This is a genomic window from Sphingomonas sp. AX6, assembly GCF_902506605.1.
In the GTDB taxonomy this organism is placed as follows: domain Bacteria; phylum Pseudomonadota; class Alphaproteobacteria; order Sphingomonadales; family Sphingomonadaceae; genus Sphingomonas.
The window spans coordinates 2051691-2065601 of the sequence record NZ_LR733979.1 but is presented as its reverse complement, the minus strand read 5'-3'; the positions used below and the strand labels follow the sequence as shown (position 1 = coordinate 2065601).

General features: G+C 64.7%; 18 protein-coding genes. 14 read left to right on the top strand and 4 right to left on the bottom strand.

Annotated features, from left to right (window positions below; all coding sequences use genetic code 11):
- The first annotated feature begins 202 nt into the window (after positions 1 to 202).
- The 10 genes from hisB (at position 203) to ENHY17A_RS09955 (ending at position 6382) form a co-directional block, all read left to right on the top strand.
- Positions 203 to 790: an imidazoleglycerol-phosphate dehydratase HisB gene (gene hisB, locus ENHY17A_RS10000; RefSeq protein WP_159714442.1), complete on the top strand. Its 588-nt coding sequence runs from the start codon at positions 203 to 205 to the stop codon at positions 788 to 790.
- Entirely contained in the window at positions 790 to 1098 is a 309-nt protein-coding gene (locus tag ENHY17A_RS09995; RefSeq protein WP_159712366.1) for a YciI family protein, read from the top strand. Before hisB ends, ENHY17A_RS09995 begins: the two co-directional genes overlap by 1 nt.
- A complete protein-coding gene (gene hisH, locus ENHY17A_RS09990) occupies positions 1095 to 1706 on the top strand; it encodes an imidazole glycerol phosphate synthase subunit HisH (RefSeq protein WP_159712364.1) in 612 nt (203 codons plus the stop codon). Before ENHY17A_RS09995 ends, hisH begins: the two co-directional genes overlap by 4 nt.
- The gene (gene hisA / locus ENHY17A_RS09985; RefSeq protein ID WP_159712362.1) at positions 1694 to 2428 is read left to right on the top strand and encodes a 1-(5-phosphoribosyl)-5-[(5-phosphoribosylamino)methylideneamino]imidazole-4-carboxamide isomerase; all 735 of its coding nucleotides are present in this window, start codon (positions 1694 to 1696) and stop codon (positions 2426 to 2428) included. The genes hisH and hisA overlap by 13 nt, the downstream gene beginning before the upstream one ends.
- A gap of 118 nt (positions 2429 to 2546) precedes the next feature.
- Positions 2547 to 3317, top strand: a complete 771-nt coding sequence (hisF, locus tag ENHY17A_RS09980; RefSeq protein ID WP_159712360.1) for an imidazole glycerol phosphate synthase subunit HisF — start codon at positions 2547 to 2549, stop codon at positions 3315 to 3317.
- Between the two features lie 130 nt (positions 3318 to 3447).
- On the top strand, positions 3448 to 3669 hold the full coding sequence (locus ENHY17A_RS14745; protein ID WP_236547858.1) for a PEP-CTERM sorting domain-containing protein: 222 nt from the start codon (positions 3448 to 3450) through the stop codon (positions 3667 to 3669).
- A gap of 43 nt (positions 3670 to 3712) precedes the next feature.
- A complete protein-coding gene (locus ENHY17A_RS09970) occupies positions 3713 to 3898 on the top strand; it encodes a hypothetical protein (RefSeq protein ID WP_159712356.1) in 186 nt (61 codons plus the stop codon).
- A gap of 31 nt (positions 3899 to 3929) precedes the next feature.
- The gene (locus ENHY17A_RS09965; RefSeq protein ID WP_159712354.1) at positions 3930 to 4256 is read left to right on the top strand and encodes a phosphoribosyl-ATP diphosphatase; all 327 of its coding nucleotides are present in this window, start codon (positions 3930 to 3932) and stop codon (positions 4254 to 4256) included.
- Positions 4257 to 4357: 101 nt separating this feature from the next.
- The gene (locus tag ENHY17A_RS09960; RefSeq protein ID WP_159712352.1) at positions 4358 to 4735 is read left to right on the top strand and encodes a histidine triad nucleotide-binding protein; all 378 of its coding nucleotides are present in this window, start codon (positions 4358 to 4360) and stop codon (positions 4733 to 4735) included.
- Positions 4736 to 4822: 87 nt separating this feature from the next.
- Entirely contained in the window at positions 4823 to 6382 is a 1560-nt protein-coding gene (locus ENHY17A_RS09955) for an amino acid permease (RefSeq protein WP_159712350.1), read from the top strand.
- An 84-nt stretch (positions 6383 to 6466) separates the two neighbouring features.
- On the opposite strand, the gene ENHY17A_RS09950 is transcribed toward ENHY17A_RS09955, so the two are convergent.
- Positions 6467 to 7465, bottom strand: coding sequence for an adenosine kinase (locus tag ENHY17A_RS09950; RefSeq protein ID WP_159712348.1), 999 nt, complete (start codon positions 7463 to 7465; stop codon positions 6467 to 6469).
- Between the two features lie 143 nt (positions 7466 to 7608).
- Between ENHY17A_RS09950 and ENHY17A_RS09945 the strand changes: the two genes are divergently transcribed.
- Positions 7609 to 8451 (top strand): EI24 domain-containing protein, encoded by an 843-nt coding sequence (locus tag ENHY17A_RS09945; protein WP_328799137.1) that lies wholly within the window; start codon positions 7609 to 7611, stop codon positions 8449 to 8451.
- Positions 8448 to 8825, top strand: a complete 378-nt coding sequence (locus ENHY17A_RS09940) for a hypothetical protein (RefSeq protein WP_159712346.1) — start codon at positions 8448 to 8450, stop codon at positions 8823 to 8825. The genes ENHY17A_RS09945 and ENHY17A_RS09940 overlap by 4 nt, the downstream gene beginning before the upstream one ends.
- A gap of 167 nt (positions 8826 to 8992) precedes the next feature.
- On the opposite strand, the gene ENHY17A_RS14740 is transcribed toward ENHY17A_RS09940, so the two are convergent.
- The 3 genes from ENHY17A_RS14740 to queG form a co-directional block, all read right to left on the bottom strand.
- A complete protein-coding gene (locus ENHY17A_RS14740) occupies positions 8993 to 9235 on the bottom strand; it encodes a hypothetical protein (RefSeq protein ID WP_236547857.1) in 243 nt (80 codons plus the stop codon).
- A gap of 445 nt (positions 9236 to 9680) precedes the next feature.
- Positions 9681 to 10358, bottom strand: a complete 678-nt coding sequence (locus ENHY17A_RS09935; RefSeq protein ID WP_159712344.1) for a phytanoyl-CoA dioxygenase family protein — start codon at positions 10356 to 10358, stop codon at positions 9681 to 9683.
- A 181-nt stretch (positions 10359 to 10539) separates the two neighbouring features.
- Complete coding sequence (gene queG, locus ENHY17A_RS09930) at positions 10540 to 11604, bottom strand: tRNA epoxyqueuosine(34) reductase QueG (protein WP_443018296.1); 1065 nt, start codon at positions 11602 to 11604, stop codon at positions 10540 to 10542.
- Positions 11605 to 11649: 45 nt separating this feature from the next.
- Between queG and ENHY17A_RS09925 the strand changes: the two genes are divergently transcribed.
- Entirely contained in the window at positions 11650 to 12570 is a 921-nt protein-coding gene (locus ENHY17A_RS09925) for an ABC transporter ATP-binding protein (RefSeq protein ID WP_159712340.1), read from the top strand.
- Complete coding sequence (locus tag ENHY17A_RS09920; protein WP_159712338.1) at positions 12567 to 13796, top strand: ABC transporter permease; 1230 nt, start codon at positions 12567 to 12569, stop codon at positions 13794 to 13796. The genes ENHY17A_RS09925 and ENHY17A_RS09920 overlap by 4 nt, the downstream gene beginning before the upstream one ends.
- Positions 13797 to 13911: the final 115 nt, after the last annotated feature.

Genomic DNA, 13911 nt, shown 5'->3' with positions numbered 1-13911 from the left:
GACCACCCAATCAGGATACGCTGTGGGTGGTCGGGTGGGAGCGGCCGGTCGGCCATGCCCCCGGCATGGCCTGAACAGCGCGGGGCGCTGTTCACCTGCTGCTGGGCCGGTGCCGCCAGAATGCGTCTCAACGCATTCTCGAATGACTCCCAACCAAGCAACGCTTCATTGCGCCGCCCGGCGTCCACGCTATGTGGGGCACATGCGCACCGCCACCGTCACCCGCAATACCGCCGAAACGGCGATCGACGTCACCGTCAACATTGACGGGACCGGCCAATATTCGATTTCGACCGGCATCGGCTTTCTCGATCACATGGTCGAACAATTGTCGCGTCACTCGCTGATCGACATCGAGATGAAGGTCGAGGGCGACCTGCATATCGACCAGCATCACACGGTGGAGGATTCGGCGCTCGCGCTGGGCGAGGCTGTGGCGAAAGCGCTCGGCGACAAGCGCGGCATTCGCCGCTACGGCGACGCCCTATCGCCGATGGACGAGACGCTGACGCGCGTCGCGCTCGACATTTCGGGTCGGCCTTACCTCGTCTTCGACGTCGAATTCAGCCAGCCCCGATTGGGCGAGATGGATACCGAGATGTTCGAACACTGGTTCCACAGTTTCGCGCAGACCGCCGGGCTGACGCTGCACGTCGAAACGCTCCACGGCAGCAACAACCACCATATTGCCGAGGCGGCGTATAAGGGCCTGGCCCGGTCGCTTCGCACCGCCGTCGAGATCGACGCGCGCAAGGCCGATGCGATCCCGTCGACCAAAGGCGTGCTGTAATGTCGATCCGCCCGATGGCGCCCTGCACGCTGGTGCTGCTGACCTATATAAAGCCGATCGAGGAAATCGATCGCCTTCGCCCCGCGCATGTCGAATGGATCGAACGCGCGATGGACGAGGGCGTGATGCTGCTCGCCGGGCGGCGCACGCCCCCGACCGGCGGCGTGCTGCTGTTCCGCGGCATCCCCGACATGGTCGAGCCGGTGGCCAAATCCGATCCGTTCGTGGTCGAAGGCGCGGCGACGATGGAACTCGTCTCCTTCACCGCAAGCTTTGCCGCCGATGCGATGGACGGGCTGTTCGAGTGACCCTGGCGCTGATCGATTACGGCGCGGGCAATCTTCATTCGGTCCACAACGCGCTGAAGGCGGCGGGCGGGGACGCGACGATCACCGCCGATGCGGATCTGGTCGCGCGCGCGGACCGCATCGTCCTTCCCGGCGTCGGCGCGTTTGCCGCGTGCATGGCGGGGCTGTCGGCTATCCCCGGCATGGTGGAGGCGTTGCGCGCCCGCGTGCTCGCCGATGGCGTGCCGTTTCTGGGGGTGTGCGTGGGGATGCAGTTGCTAGCCGACGAAGGCCATGAGCATGGCGTGACCCCCGGCCTGGGCTGGATTCCGGGCAAAGTCGTGGCGCTTACTCCCGCCGACCCAACCGCGCGCGTCCCGCACATGGGCTGGAACGACGTGGTGCCCACCGCGCCGCACGCGCAGGTCGAACCGGGCGAAGCGTATTTCCTCCACAGCTACCATTTCGACGCTGCCGATCCGGCTCAGGTCATCGCGACCACTGATCATGGCGGTCCGGTCGTGGCCGCGGTCGGCCGCGACAACATCTTGGGCGTCCAGTTCCACCCCGAAAAAAGTCAGCGCTACGGGATCGCGCTGCTCGAAAGGTTCCTGGCATGGCGGCGCTGACCATCTTCCCCGCGATCGACCTGAAACAGGGTCAGGTCGTCCGGTTGGCAGAGGGCGATATGGATCGCGCAACCGTTTATGGCGACGATCCGGCGGCACAGGCGGCGGCCTTCGCAGCGGCGGGCGCGGATCATCTGCACGTCGTCGATCTCGACGGGGCGTTTGCCGGCCAGTCGGTGAATGGCGATGCGGTCGCCGCCGCGATCCACGCCTTTCCGGGGCGCATCCAGGTCGGCGGCGGCATCCGGAATCGCGATCAGGTCGAACGCTGGCTCGAATTGGGCGTGGCGCGCGTGGTGATCGGCACCGCAGCGTTGACCGATCCCGATTTCGTCCGCGAGGCGGCAGCGGCTTATCCCGGCCAGATCGTTGTCGCGGTCGATGCGCGCGACGGGTTCGTCGCAACCCAGGGTTGGGCGGACGTGTCGGACGTCTCCGCGATCGAACTGGCCAGGCGGTTCGAGGATGCGGGCGTGGCGGCGCTCCTGTTCACAGATGTCGGGCGCGACGGGCTGCTCAAGGGCTGCAACGTCGAAGCGACGGTCGCGCTCGCCCGCGCGATCGCGATCCCGGTGATCGCCAGCGGCGGCGTTGCGGGGATCGAGGATATTCATGCGCTCGTCCCGCATGTCGACGACGGGATAGAAGGCGTGATTACTGGGCGGGCGCTGTACGACGGACGGCTCGATCTGGCCGAAGCGGTTCGGGTGGCGCGAGGGTGATCTCCACACGCTTTACCCCTCCCCCGTTCGTTTCCAGCGAAGTCGAGAAACGTGAACCGGACGTTTGCGTCACGTTTCTCGACTTCGCTCGAAACGAACGGATACGGAAGGCCCGCCCATGACCGTCCGCGCGCGCGTCATCCCCTGTCTCGATGTCGCCGATGGCCGCGTGGTGAAGGGCGTAAATTTCGTCAATCTGCGCGACGCAGGCGATCCGGTGGAAATCGCCCGAGCCTATGACGCGGCTGTTGCGGACGAACTCTGCTTCCTCGACATCTCCGCCAGCCACGAAGGGCGCGGGACGCTGATCGATCTGGTGCGTCGCACCGCGCAGGTCTGCTTCATGCCGCTGACCGTGGGCGGCGGCGTCCGCACCGTGGATGACGCGCGCGCGCTACTGCTCGCGGGCGCGGACAAGGTCGCGGTCAATTCGGCGGCGGTCACCAACCCGCAAGTCGTCGCCGACATCGCACAGCGGATGGGTAGCCAGTGCATCGTCGGCTCGATCGATGCGCGCAGCGTCGCGCCCGGCAAATGGGAGATCTTTACCCATGGCGGCAGGCGCGCGACCGGGATCGACGCCATCGAACACGCACTCAACCTGACCAAACTTGGCGCAGGCGAATTGCTGGTCACCTCGATGGACCGCGACGGCACGCGCGACGGCTATGACCTGGCGCTCGTCCGCACCATCGCCGACCAAGTGGGTGTGCCGGTGATCGCCAGCGGCGGCGTCGGCAATCTGACGCATCTGGTTGAGGGCATTCGCGACGGCCATGCCAGCGCCGTCCTCGCGGCCTCGATCTTCCACTTCGGCGAGGCGACCGTGGCCGATGCCCATGCGGCACTGGCAAAGGCGGGAATTCCCGTCCGCACGCGCTGTCGGTAAATTTGACAGTTACCAATGCCTGGACATCGCCGTTAACCATGCCGTTCCCCACCAGTCGCGGCGAACGCCATCCCGGCACGCCCCCTGCATCGCCTTCGCCGGACCAACAACGAACGAAGGGGAACGCTCGATGCGTCCGATCACCAAACTTGCCCTCGCTTTGGCAGTCGCTGCCCTGCCCGCCACCGCCCACGCGCTCGACAAGCCGCCCAGCCATCCCGGTAGTGGCGGATCGCCGGGTCAGGGGGCGCCGACCCCGGTGCCCGAACCCGGCATGATCGGGCTGTTCGCAGCCGGTATCGGCGGGCTCTACATCGCACGCAGGATGCGCACGCGTCGCCGCGACGACTGACGCCTTAACCTTTTGGCGACCATAGGCGTGCCAGAACGGCTGGATGTTTCGTCCGCCCGTCCTGGCCGCCATCGCCCTTGTCGTCGCGCCCGTCCATGCCAGCGCGCCGCATGTGATCGAACGCAGCGGGTTCGAACTGTCGGACCTCGCAATGTTCGTCGTCGCGGCAGGCGGCGTCTGGTTCGCACGCGCGGCGATGCGTCGGCGAAAGCGCAAATCCGAGGATTGACGCAAGCCGACGTCCGCGCCACGCCACCGTCATGACCGCGCCAACCGATCCGCTCGATATTCTGGAAGCCACGATCCGCGACCGCCTGAACGGCGATCCGGCCTCCTCCTATGTCGCGCGTCTGGCGTCGAAGGGTACTGCGCATATCGCGCAAAAGGTGGGTGAAGAGGCGACCGAGACGGTAATCGCGGCGCTGACGGCGCCCGACAAGCTGACGTCCGAGGCGGCCGACCTCATCTTTCATCTACTCGTCTTGCTCGCCGATCGCGGCCTGTCGCTGGAAGATGTCCGCGCAGAACTGACGCGGCGCGAGGGCGTGTCGGGGATCGATGAAAAGGCTGGGCGCTCCAATCAATGATCGTCATGCCAGCACAGGCTGGCATATCGTGCCGCACGCGCTAGGCTCCATCGATTGATGCCCCAGCCTTCGCTGGGGCGACGGATTTGCGCGAGGGAAAGATGCCGATCGACGCCACCCAACCCTATGACGACGACAACATCTTTGCGAAGATCCTCCGCGACGAAATCCCGTCGAAGCGCGTCTATGAAGACGATTACGCCGTCGCCTTCCACGACATCAACGCCCAGGCACCGACCCACATCCTGGTGATTCCGCGCGGGCGATATGTGTCGTGGGACGATTTCACCGCCAACGCCTCAGATGCCGAAATATCTGGCTTTATCCGCGCGGTGGGGCATGTCGCGCGCGAAGCGGGGCTGGTCGAACCGGGTTACCGCCTGCTCGCCAACACCGGCATGGATGCGCATCAGGAAGTGCCGCATCTCCACGTCCATATTTTCGGCGGACGAAAATTGGGACCGATGCTCGCGCGATGAAGGCTTGCGCCCACAACTTTTCCCACTAGGCTCGCGCGCTTCGGACCAAGGCGGCCGGTAGCGCCGCCATTCGGGGGAAGTTTTGTCATGATATTTGGGCGCGTAAAGCCTTTGGACGCCATTTTGGCGACCGCGAAGAAGAAATCACTCGAACGCACGCTGGGCTGGTTCCAGCTTACCTTGTTCGGCATCGGCTGCGTCATCGGCACCGGCATTTTCGTGCTGACGTCGGCCGGCGCGCAAAAGGCCGGGCCGGGTCTGATGCTGTCGTTCGCCATCGCTGGTGGCATCTGCATCGTCGCGGCCCTCTGCTATGCCGAAATCGCGGCGATGATCCCGGTTGCGGGGTCCGCTTACACCTATACCTATTCGGTCATGGGCGAAATTCTCGCCTGGTCGGTCGGCTGGGCGCTTGTCCTCGAATATGCAGTCGCGGCTTCCGCGGTGTCGGTCGGGTGGTCCGGCTACTTCTCAGGCACGATATTGAACGAATTGATGGGCATACAGCTGCCCACATGGCTTGCTGGCGGTCCGCTGGCGTTCGGTGGCATTCCCGGCGGTTTGATCAATCTGCCAGCCGTGGTCATCGCCCTGCTCGTGACCTGGCTGCTGATGATCGGCACCAGCGAATCGGCTAAGGTCAATGCGGTGCTGGTCGCGATCAAGGTGACGGCACTGACCGCGTTCATCTTTCTGACGCTGCCTGCCGCCGAGATGGAGAATTTCAACCCGCTGCTGCCCGCCGGCGTGTTCGGCGGCTTTGGCTCGGGGGTCGGCGTGCTGGGTGCGGCGGCGACGATCTTCTTCGCCTATGTCGGCTTCGACGCGGTCTCGACCGCAGCCGAGGAAACCAAAAACCCGCAGCGCAACGTGCCGATCGGCCTGATCGGATCGCTGCTGTTCTGCACCGTCTTCTACATGCTGGTGGCCGCAGGCGCCGTCGGCACCATCGGTGGCCAGCCGATCATGGGGCCGAACGGCATCCCGTTCCCGGCGGGTTCCGAAGAACTCGCGCGTCAGTGCGCGATGCCGCAATATGCCGACATGCTGGTGTGTTCGAACGAAGCACTGGCGCACGTCCTGCGTCAGATCGGCTTCTCGGGCGTGGGCGACATGCTGGGCATCGCGGCATTCGTCGCGCTGCCTTCGGTTATCCTGATCCTGCTGTTCGGCCAGACGCGCATCTTCTTCGTGATGTCGCGTGACGGTCTGCTGCCGGAAGGCCTGTCGAAGATCCACCCCAAGTGGAAGACCCCCTATGTCGTGACCGCCATCACCGGTTCGGTCGTGGCACTGGCCGCGGCGTTCCTGCCGGTCGGGCAATTGGCGGACATCGCCAATGCGGGCACGCTCTACGCGTTCATGATGGTCGCGATCGCGGTCATGCTGCTGCGCAAGCGCGACCCCAATCGTCCACGTCCGTTCCGCACGCCTTTGTTGTGGCTTGTCGGTCCGGCAACCGTGGTCGGGTGCCTGTTCTTGTTCTTCAACCTGCCATTCGAAGCGATGATCGTTCTGCCCGTCTGGGCGGCAATCGGCTTCGTGATCTATTTCCTCTACGGCTATCGCCACAGCCATCTGGGCCAGGGCCGGGTAGAGGTTCATGAGCTGGATGAGGCAGAACCCGAAGTTCCCGGCGCGCATTAAGCGCTGGGGTTTTAGGGCCGGACGAAAAAAGGGGCCGGGAGAGCGATCTCCCGGCCCCTTTTCGTTTGTCTGGTTGAGGCCAGATCAGCCGAGCTTTGCGGCGACCAGCGCCTTGAGATCGGCCTCTGGCCGCGCGCCGTAATGCGAGATGACTTCGGCTGCGCAGATCGCGCCCATACGCAGCGAATCGGCGACGCTGCGCCCGACCGCCTGGCCGTGGAGAAAGCCTGCCGCGAACAGATCGCCCGCGCCGGTGGTATCGACCACTGCGTCGATCGGTTCCGCCGGGCACGCCACGCGCTCACCGCCGCACACCGCGATCGCGCCATGTTCGGACCGGGTTACCACCAGCACCGGCACCTTGGCCGACGCATCGGCAACCGCTGCTTCGAAATCGTCGGTCTGGCACAGCGCCAACAGCTCGTTTTCATTGGCGAACAGGATGTCGATCAGGCCGTCCGCCATCAGCGCACGGAAATCGTCGCCGTGACGTGAGATGCAGAAGATGTCGCTGAGCGTGAAGGCAACCTTGCGCCCGGCACCGCGTGCCACGTCGATCGCCTGGCGCATCGCCGCGCGCGGTTCTTCCGGATCCCAGAGATAGCCTTCGAGATAGAGGATCGCCGCGTCGCGGATCAGGTCGAGGTCGAGTGCGGCGGCGGGCAGAAACTGCGACGCGCCCAGAAAGGTGTTCATCGTCCGCTGTCCGTCGGGAGTCACGAAGATCAGGCAGCGCGCGGTGGTGGGGTCGCCCTCACGGACTTCAGTCGTGAAGGTGATGCCGCCCGCACGGATATCGTGCGCGAAGACCTGGCCCAACTGGTCGTCGGCGACCTGGCCGATGAACCCGCATTTGCCGCCCAGTGCGGCGATGCCCGCAACGGTGTTGGCTGCCGATCCACCGGAGACTTCGCGGCCCGGCCCCATCTTGGCGTAGAGCGCGTCGGCCTCTTCGGGCGAGAAGATGAGCTGCATCGAGCCCTTGGTCATGCCCTGTTCGGCGATGAAGGCGTCGTCGGTCTTGGCAAGGATGTCGACGATGGCATTGCCGATCGCGACGACATGATGGGTGGGTGCGGTCAACTAGGGTCTCCGGAAAGCGTGAATTGCTGGCGCGGGTAGAGGGGTGCGGTGGACGATGCAAGTTGTGGGGGCCTTGGGGCACACCGCGCCCAACCGCAGAATCGCCGTCACCCCGGCCGCAGTGCCGGGGTCCACGGTGCCGCATGGCCATCGTCCGGATCCAAGTGCGTCGGGTTGGCCGCCCGGTGGACCCCGGCACTACGGCCGGGGTGACGGTGGAAAGGAAAGACCGTCAGCAGAACTTCGTCGCATCCCCTGTTGACCCCCTGCCCCACAACCGGGCACCACCATCCGCGATGGTGCGCGCGTTCCTCCTTTCGATTCAGCAACTGGGCGACCGGGCGGTGCTGACCGTGCTGGCCAAGTCGCTGCTGCTGACGCTGGCGGTGTTCGCGGTGCTGGCGGCGGGGCTGGTGTTCGGGGTGCGGGCACTGGCCGGAAGCTGGTTCGGGCTGAGTGGCGGGAGCGCCGATCTGGCGGGTGCCGCCGCGCTGCTGATCGCGTTTGTCGGCGTCTGGCTGCTGTTTCGCGCGGTCGCGGTCGCGGTGATCGGGATTTTCGCCGACGAGGTGGTCGAGGCGGTCGAGGCCAAACATTATCCTCATGCGATCGCCACCGCGCGGCCAGTTCCGCTCAGCCGGTCGATTTCGATGGGGCTGGGCTCAGCAAGTCGCGCGATCCTGGTCAATCTGCTGCTGTTGCCGCTGTACCTGATCCTGCTGGTGACCGGTGTGGGGACGGCGGCACTGTTCTTCATCGCCAATGGCTGGCTGCTCGGGCGCGACCTGTCGGACATGGTAGCCGCGCGTCACATGGATGCGAGCGCGATGAAGGCGGCGCGCACCGCGGGGCGCGGGCGGCGGATGCTGCTCGGGCTGGGCGGCACCGGATTGCTGGTCATCCCCGGCGTCAATTTCGTGGCCCCCGTGCTGGGCGCCGCGATGGCGACGCATCTCTATCACGGACGAAAGGCGACACGCGCATGAGGCAGTGGCTGGCAGTGGGACTGGGCGCGCTGGCGCTCACGGCATGCGTCGCGGCACCGATCTCGACGCCCGGCGTCGCGATCCCTGCCCCCGTATCCTATGGCACCGCCGGATTGGAACGCGTGCTGGGCGAGGATGCCGCCGCGGTCACGCGCCTGCTCGGCAAGCCCGACGCCGATTTGATCGAGGGAACGGGGCGCAAGCTGCAATTCGGCAGCGGCATCTGCGTGCTCGACGCCTATCTCTATCCGCCCGCGAACAACCCGCGCGGGTCGGCGGTGGTCACCCATGTCGATGCCCGCCAGCCCGATGGCCGCCCCATCGACCGCGCCAGTTGCGTGGCAGCACTGACCCGGCGAGAGGGTGGGAGATAGGCGCGTTTGGGGCTCAGCGAACCTGAACAAGTTTACAAGGTTTACACGATCGTACCTTTTGCGCGGGGCCGTGTTTTGAGGGTTCGCGTGTGGAATTGGGCGTGTCATCGCTCAGGGTAGAGCAAAGCAAATCCTACATTTCCAGCCGGATGTCTGGTCTTGGGTGGTTATTTGCCGTTGGACAGGCACTTCATGAGTTTGTTGATCGCTACATGCCAGAAGCGAATGATCACTGCGATCAGCAGTATCAACGGCGCTGCTACGAGGCCTCGAATGTCCCAGCCCCACCCCAGTCCAAACACGAAATCTAACAGTGTCGCTAGCCACACGGCGCCGACGACAGCGATAATGGACCAAAAGGTCCAACTGAACTCGTTTCTAAACCAAGTTGAGAAGCGTCCTTCAGGCATCGACGCGGTTTGGCATCACCAGCGAGGGTCCGCAACGGTGTCGATCATCGTCCGGCAGCTAGCGGGATTGCGGTCAGAAACCGCTCACGCCTGAAATTGGGTGGTTAGCTGTCGTCATCCCGAAACGCCTTCATTAGCATCCAGCCTGTGAAGAAGAGCGGGCCGTACATGAGCAGAGCGCCAACTATCCAACTCAGCCACTCGCCCGATCTAAGCAGCTCAAGGTCAGGATAGGCGACAATCCTGCCCGCCCAGCCAGCAACAAATCCCCAGACAATTACGGTTCCAACGAGCGAGATTAAAGCTGCTGCAATCCACATGATCCGCATATCGTACTATTACCTCGCGCGAACCTTAATGTCGCCAATCGGTCAATCATCGAAAGACAGAAAATGGGGATGCGGCACGGTCTGTCCCACGCCTCAAACTGGGTGGATTTCTGCCACTACACGCCGAGCCATTCCAGACCGCCCGGAAGTTCTTCTGCCGCATAATCGACCTGGAGCACTCGCCTGCTCGCCGGGATAGCTGCTTTCTCTGATGCATGAAGGATCGGCGTCGCATAGAGCCAGATGTCTCCAGCCTCGGCAACACACACCGCAGTGCCACAAAGCGCGATGATCTTGTCGGTATCGTTGACCGCGACCCGCCCATACAAATGGGAGCCGGGCGCGATAAGGAGCGGTGCATTGGTGGCTGGAACGTCATCAAGGTGCGCACGCAAGGTGACCATCCGCGTCAACAAGTCGAATGGTGGAGCAACATGGTTCAAGCCGCTCTTGATGGTCCAGGGACCAAAACCAGGGATCTCGCGCCTGTCCTTTACGCAGATTGTCCGGTCTTGATGCCAAGCGAGGGACCAGTTCGTTTCCTCCGACTTGTTGAACAGGATCGCCCTGACAGGTTTGGCGAACGCACCGAGGACCGAAGCGGCAACGGCACCGACACAGCCATCATGCACTAGCAATGGTCGGAGCGCTTCGATGCCGTGCAGCCGCAAGCCAGCCTCGCTTTGCCGGAGCGTGGACAATGCCGCCTCCAAGGTGTCGAGGCATGACTTCAACTCGCCTTTAAAAAGCTGCGCACCATAAGCCGCGAAGTCATTAGCCGCATCTTCGGTCATCGCCTTCTGGCTTAACCATCGGACCGTGCCTTCGCAACGGCGGCTATGGGGTCGTTAGCCGTCGTAAGCTCTGCGCGGTGGCAATGCTTAGGTCACAACCGAAGACAGCGCGAGCGGCTTGGTGGACCCCCCATTGCAGCCGGGGTGACAGTGGTGGGTGTGGTGCGGTTGCCCGAAATCGTCAGGCTGGTGCGATGCTGGTCGACGTTTCCAGCCGCGCCATTGCCCATTCCGCCGCGTCGCGGACCACCGGGTCGGGGTCGTCGAGCAGTGCGCGTACCGGGTCGGCCAACTCGGCCTCTCCGCTATTCCCCGCCGCGATCAGGCAGTTTCGGATCATTCGGTCGCGGCCGATGCGTTTGATCGGGGAGCCTGCGAACACTTGCCGAAACCCCGCATCGTCGAGCGCGAGCAGGTCGGCGAGTGCGGGTGCGGTGAGTTCGGCGCGGGGGGCGAAGGCCTTGTGGGCGGCGGCGGTGGCCGCAAACTTGTTCCACGGGCAGACCGCCAGGCAATCGTCGCAGCCATAGATGCGGTTGCCCAGCCCCTCGCGAAATTCGTGCGGGATCGGGCCTTTATGCTCGATCGTCAGGTAGGAGATGCAGCGCCGCGCATCGAGCGTGTAGGGCGCAGGGAAAGCGTCGGTCGGGCACGCCCGCTGGCAGGCGTCGCATGAACCGCAACGATCGCGGCCCGGCGTGTCGGGCACCAGGTCGAGCGTGGTGTAGATCGCGCCCAGGAACAGCCAGCTCCCTTGCGTCCGGCTCACCAAATTGGTGTGCTTGCCCTGCCAGCCCAGCCCAGCGGCCTCCGCCAGCGGTTTTTCCATGACGGGGGCGGTGTCGACGAACACCTTGAGGTCGCAGCCCGCCTCTTGTGCCAACCAGCGGCCAAGGGCCTTCAGCGCCTTTTTCACGACATCGTGATAGTCGCTGCCTTGCGCATAGACCGAGATGCGACCGCGGTCCCCCTGCCCCTCCAGCGCCAACGGATCGTGGCCGGGGGCATAGCTCATGCCGAGCGCGATCACCGATCGAACCTCGGGCCATAGCCCCGTGGGCGAAACGCGGTGGTGCGCGCGTTCCTCCATCCAGATCATGTCGCCGTGGCGGCCCTCGTTCAGCCACTCGCGCAATCGCTCGCCCGCGCGAGGTGCGGCGTCGGCGCGCGCGAAGCCGACTGCGGCGAACCCGAGTTCGGCGGCTTTTTCGCGGATTTGCTGTTCGAGTGTCTTGTGTTCGTGCACCACCACCCGCTACCACGCATCAACGCGTTTTGCATCGGGGGTCGTTTGACACAGGAATATGCGCTGACGGCCTCCGGGCTGGTCAAGCTGTACGGCGGAAAGCGCGTGGTCGACGGCGTGGACATCGCGGTGCCGACGGGCTCGATCTATGGCGTGCTCGGCCCCAACGGCGCGGGCAAGACCACGACATTGCGCATGTTGCTGGGCATTATCGAGCCCGATGAGGGAACGCGGGAATTGCTGGGCCGCAAATCCCCGCGCGATGCCAGCGATCTGGTCGGCTATCTACCCGAAGAACGCGGGCTGTACCCCAGCATGAAGGCCAAGGAAGCGATCGCCTTCATGGGCGCGCTACGCGGGCTCGACTGGAAGACAGGGCGCGCACGCGCAGTGGAATTGCTGGAGGCGGCTGGCCTGGGCCATGCGGCGGACGAGAAAATCCGCAAATTGTCCAAGGGGATGGCGCAGCTGGTTCAGTTGCTGGGTTCGGTGGTGCATCAGCCCAAATTCCTGGTGCTGGACGAGCCCTTTTCCGGGCTGGACCCGGTCAATCAGGAGCGGCTGGAAGGGCTGATCCTGGCGGAGCGCGATCGCGGCGCGACGGTGCTGTTTTCGACGCACGTCATGGCCCATGCTGAGCGGCTGTGTGATCGCCTCGCGATCATCGCCAAGGGCAAAAGGCGTTTCGAAGGAACGGTCGCCGATGCGCGCGCCACCCTGCCCTATACTGCGCATTATGTGCCGCATTTTCCCAATGACGGCATCGCCGCGACGCTGCCCGCCGATGCGCGGCGCGAAGGTGATGGCTGGCGCTTCACCATGCCCGAAGGCGGGATCGAGGATCTGTTGTTGAAGCTCATCAACGCTGGGTACGGTATTTCGGGCCTGTCGATCGAACGACCCGGCCTGCACGACGCGTTTGTCCGCATTGTCGGCGAAGCGGCTTTGAGGGAGGACGCGGCATGAGCAATTTCCGCCGCACCGTCCGCCAGACGATGACGGTCGCGCGTCGCGATTTCGTGGCGACCGTCTTCACCCCGACCTTCCTGATCTTCCTGCTCGCGCCGCTCATCATGCTGGGCTTTGGCGCAATCGGCGGGATGGGTGCCGCCAGCATGGCCGATTCGAGCGACAAGCAGGTGCGGATCGTCGCAATCGCCAGCGATGCCGATCGAGGCGCCCTGATCGAGGCGGACAAACGCGTCCGCACGGTGTTTCGCGAACTAGACGCCCCGCCCCCCTTGCGAGTCGATACACCCGCGGGCGAAGGCGAAGCGCAGGCCCGCAGTTTGATCGAGGGTGACGAGATCGACGTGTCGGCGGTGATGTACGGGCCGCTCGAATCACCCACGATCCTTTATGGTCCACGCGGCGACCGCACCGCCGGCTATATGGCGACGCTGGCGAGCGACGTGCTGCGCGACCGCGCGGCGGGATCGCCGGGGCCGATGAGCGAGGCGACGAAGGAGCCGTTCGAGCGTCAGGGGTCGTCGATCGGCGGGCGCGGCCAGGCGGCGTTCTTCACCGTATTCGGGCTGTTTTTCCTGACGTTGCTGCTGGCTGGACAGGCGGTGGGGACGATGGCGGAGGAACGATCGAACAAGGTCATCGAAATCCTCGCTGCCGCGGTGCCGCTGGAAAGCGTGTTCCTGGGCAAGCTGATCGGGATGTTCGGGGTCGCACTGCTGTTCCTCGCCTTCTGGGGGGCGATCGCGCTCAATTTCACCGCCGTCATGCCCGCCGACTTCGCAGGTGCCTTTGCCGAAATCGGCCCGGCGGTGGGGCTATTCCCGTTCGCGTTGTTGTTCCTGGCCTATTTCACCATGGCCTACATGCTGCTCGGCGCAGTGTTCCTGGGGATCGGGGCGCAGGCTTCGACGCCGCGCGAGATCCAGATGCTGTCGCTGCCGATTACCGTGTTCCAGGTGGCGATGTTCGGCCTGTCGGCGGCAGCGGCGGGGAGCCCGGATAGCTGGTTCGCGACCTTTGCCGAGGTATTTCCGTTCTCGTCACCCTTTGCGATGGGAGCGAAGGCGGCGAACGATCCCGCGCTGTGGCCGCATTTCGCGGCGCTGGCGTGGCAATTGCTGTGGGTTGCGATCACCGTGTCGATCGGCGCGCGGCTGTTCCGCAGGGGCGTGCTGCAATCGGCAGGGCCGAAGTTCCGCTGGGCGTCATTGGTAGGCAGATAATTCGAGGGGGACCGCGAAGCGGTGGAGGGGGCGGGCGGCAAATGTTGCGCTTCGTCGCCTTCCCCCTCCGTCAGCACTTCGTGCTGCCACCTCCCCGCGTGCGGGGAGGATTACT

What these genes read in the sequence shown, in the direction of transcription:
- hisB (WP_159714442.1), top strand. Translation starts at nt 203, where the DNA reads ATGCGCACCGCCACCGTCACCCGCAATACCGCCGAAACGGCGATCGAC.
- ENHY17A_RS09995 (WP_159712366.1), top strand. Translation starts at nt 790, where the DNA reads ATGTCGATCCGCCCGATGGCGCCCTGCACGCTGGTGCTGCTGACCTAT.
- hisA (WP_159712362.1), top strand. Translation starts at nt 1,694, where the DNA reads ATGGCGGCGCTGACCATCTTCCCCGCGATCGACCTGAAACAGGGTCAG.
- hisF (WP_159712360.1), top strand. Translation starts at nt 2,547, where the DNA reads ATGACCGTCCGCGCGCGCGTCATCCCCTGTCTCGATGTCGCCGATGGC.
- ENHY17A_RS14745 (WP_236547858.1), top strand. Translation starts at nt 3,448, where the DNA reads ATGCGTCCGATCACCAAACTTGCCCTCGCTTTGGCAGTCGCTGCCCTG.
- ENHY17A_RS09970 (WP_159712356.1), top strand. Translation starts at nt 3,713, where the DNA reads ATGTTTCGTCCGCCCGTCCTGGCCGCCATCGCCCTTGTCGTCGCGCCC.
- ENHY17A_RS09965 (WP_159712354.1), top strand. Translation starts at nt 3,930, where the DNA reads ATGACCGCGCCAACCGATCCGCTCGATATTCTGGAAGCCACGATCCGC.
- ENHY17A_RS09960 (WP_159712352.1), top strand. Translation starts at nt 4,358, where the DNA reads ATGCCGATCGACGCCACCCAACCCTATGACGACGACAACATCTTTGCG.
- ENHY17A_RS09955 (WP_159712350.1), top strand. Translation starts at nt 4,823, where the DNA reads ATGATATTTGGGCGCGTAAAGCCTTTGGACGCCATTTTGGCGACCGCG.
- ENHY17A_RS09945 (WP_328799137.1), top strand. Translation starts at nt 7,609, where the DNA reads ATGGCCATCGTCCGGATCCAAGTGCGTCGGGTTGGCCGCCCGGTGGAC.
- ENHY17A_RS09940 (WP_159712346.1), top strand. Translation starts at nt 8,448, where the DNA reads ATGAGGCAGTGGCTGGCAGTGGGACTGGGCGCGCTGGCGCTCACGGCA.
- ENHY17A_RS14740 (WP_236547857.1), bottom strand. Translation starts at nt 9,235, where the DNA reads ATGCCTGAAGGACGCTTCTCAACTTGGTTTAGAAACGAGTTCAGTTGG.
- ENHY17A_RS09935 (WP_159712344.1), bottom strand. Translation starts at nt 10,358, where the DNA reads ATGACCGAAGATGCGGCTAATGACTTCGCGGCTTATGGTGCGCAGCTT.
- ENHY17A_RS09920 (WP_159712338.1), top strand. Translation starts at nt 12,567, where the DNA reads ATGAGCAATTTCCGCCGCACCGTCCGCCAGACGATGACGGTCGCGCGT.